General features: G+C 67.4%; 3 protein-coding genes. 2 read left to right on the top strand and 1 reads right to left on the bottom strand.

What is annotated here, in order from left to right:
* Positions 1-282 (bottom strand): MerR family transcriptional regulator (locus VF468_22385; GenBank protein ID HEX5881040.1); only part of this gene is annotated, 282 nt, incomplete at its 3' end.
* A 114-nt stretch (positions 283-396) separates the two neighbouring features.
* Here VF468_22385 and VF468_22380 point away from each other — a divergent pair.
* Positions 397-642 carry a DUF378 domain-containing protein gene (locus VF468_22380; GenBank protein ID HEX5881039.1) on the top strand — a complete coding sequence of 82 codons (246 nt, stop codon included), beginning with the start codon at positions 397-399 and terminating at the stop codon, positions 640-642.
* 24 nt (positions 643-666) lie between these two features.
* The gene (locus VF468_22375; GenBank protein HEX5881038.1) at positions 667-1290 is read left to right on the top strand and encodes a fasciclin domain-containing protein; all 624 of its coding nucleotides are present in this window, start codon (positions 667-669) and stop codon (positions 1288-1290) included.
* The last annotated feature ends 744 nt before the right edge of the window (positions 1291-2034 follow it).

The raw sequence follows: 2034 nt of genomic DNA, 5'->3' as shown, positions 1-2034 counted from the left end.
AACGGTGCGCGGTGCTGGTTCGCCGTCGCTGAGGATCAGGTGGGCCGCCTGGGCGGCGGCGAGGCCGCCGGAGACGAGGCCCTGCATGCGCTGGACCCTGGCTTCGTCGTCGGCGCTGTACAGCCGGAAGCCTCCCGAGGTTCGTGTCGGCTGGAGGAGCCCGTAGCGCTGCTCCCACGCCCGCAGCAGCTCGGGGCTGACCCCGGTCCGTTTGGCCAGCTGACCGATCCGAAGAAAGCCCGCTTGGGCATCGGGCATGGGCTGGTTCTGCTGTTCGTTCATACCCGTACTGTACAAGCAATCGACGATCTCTGTACAGACCCTTGACAACCCGGGCGCAGTGCTGGCATAGTCTCGACAGGACCTAGACAAACTCTAGACAAAAGGAGGAGGTCCATGAAGAGGCTCAACGCCCTAGCCGCGATCCTGACCATCGTCGGCGGACTCAACTGGGGTCTGGTCGGACTGTTCAAGTTCGACCTGGTCGCCGCCGTGTTCGGGGGGATGCGCTTCGGCGAGGTGAACGTCGGCAGCCGCATCATCTACACGCTCGTCGGGCTGTCCGCGCTCTACCTGGCCAGCCAGCTCCGGACGCTCATCAGCACCTCCACGCCAATCCCCGCCACCTCCGTCACCAACTGAACGGTTCCCCGAAAGGATCAAGCAATGCTCCGTCTTCCCAGTCCTCGTCGCGCCGCCGTGGTCGGTGTGCTCGGGATGGCGCTCTTCGGTGCCGCCTGCAGCAGCAACGATGCCGGCACCTCCGGGAGCCAGACGCCCGCCCCGCCAACGACCGCCGCATCGATGACCGCGTCAGGCCCGTTCGGGGCCGCCTGCTCGGCCGTGCCGGCCAGCGGCCCCGGCAGCCTGGAAGCCCTGGCCCAGGACCCGGTGGCCACCGCCGCCTCCAACACCCCCGAGCTGTCGACCCTGGTCACCGCGGTCCAGAAGGCCGACCTGGTCGACACCCTGAACAGCGCCCAGGGCATCACCGTGTTCGCGCCCGTCAACGACGCCTTCGGCGCCCTGCCCAAGGCCACCCTCGACAAGGCCCTTGGCGACCCCAAGGGGTTGCTGACCACCGTGCTCACCTACCACGTGGTCCCAGGCCAGCTCGCCCCTGACCAGCTCGCCGGCAGCCACAAGACCCTGCAGGGCGGGACCCTGGAGGTCAGCGGCAGCGGCGAGGACTTCAAGGTCAACGGCAACTCCAGCGTGGTCTGCGGCAACGTCAAGACCGCCAATGCCACCGTCTACCTCATCGACCAGGTGCTCCTCCCCAAGAGCTGACCACCACACCACCCAGCCCGGCGCGGCCACCGGCACCACCATGCCAGTGGCCGCGCCGCTCGTTCACTCCCTCAACCGAGTGCCGCCCAGCGACAGAAGAACGGTGCTGCACCATGTGGGCATCACGATCCGAACGCGGCCAGGATATTTCGCACAAGGCCCAACCGGGAGCCCGCGGAAAGCGTTGCCAGGCGACGTGGTCACAGCCGATGGAACAACGGTTCCCCCACGTTGAACGCCCGAGGGTCAACAACCCGCAGCGACGGCCCGCAGGAGCACCAGTGGAGGGAGCTACTCGTCATTGCTCGAAGAAGCGTCAGGCCCCGAACTGGGTTGCGGCAGCGGATGAGGGGCTCACCCCACCTGACAACGCCACGCCGCCTGCGTCGCGCGGGGCCCGACCGGAGAACGAGCCTGCTGCTCGAGGACAAGAACCATGTGGGGTGCGTCGGTCATCCGCGGCCAGGATTTCCAGCGCGCCGCCGCCTGGAGCGGGCGACCGCCGACAAGCCCGGCTCGCTCGACCTCGCTGTCGCCGCCTGGCCATAGAATCGGCGTGGATCCTCACCAACTCCAACGGCGAACGGGAGATGTCCCGGACAGCGCCAGCTACCGGCTGTCTGGTCGCTCCCATGACTGCCCAACGTCATCCACGCCACTCACCGTCGTCCGAGACCGCACGCGAGACCATGAAGGGCGAAGCGCGTACGACAGGGATGAGAAGAAACGCTGATGAACCCAACG

The organism is Actinomycetota bacterium, assembly GCA_036280995.1.
Lineage (GTDB): Bacteria > Actinomycetota > CALGFH01 > CALGFH01 > CALGFH01 > CALGFH01.
This window is presented reverse-complemented; position numbering and strand designations above follow the sequence as displayed.

Excerpts from the sequence above, each read along its gene's own strand:
- VF468_22375 (HEX5881038.1), top strand. The coding sequence starts at position 667 with ATGCTCCGTCTTCCCAGTCCTCGTCGCGCCGCCGTGGTCGGTGTGCTC.
- VF468_22380 (HEX5881039.1), top strand. The coding sequence starts at position 397 with ATGAAGAGGCTCAACGCCCTAGCCGCGATCCTGACCATCGTCGGCGGA.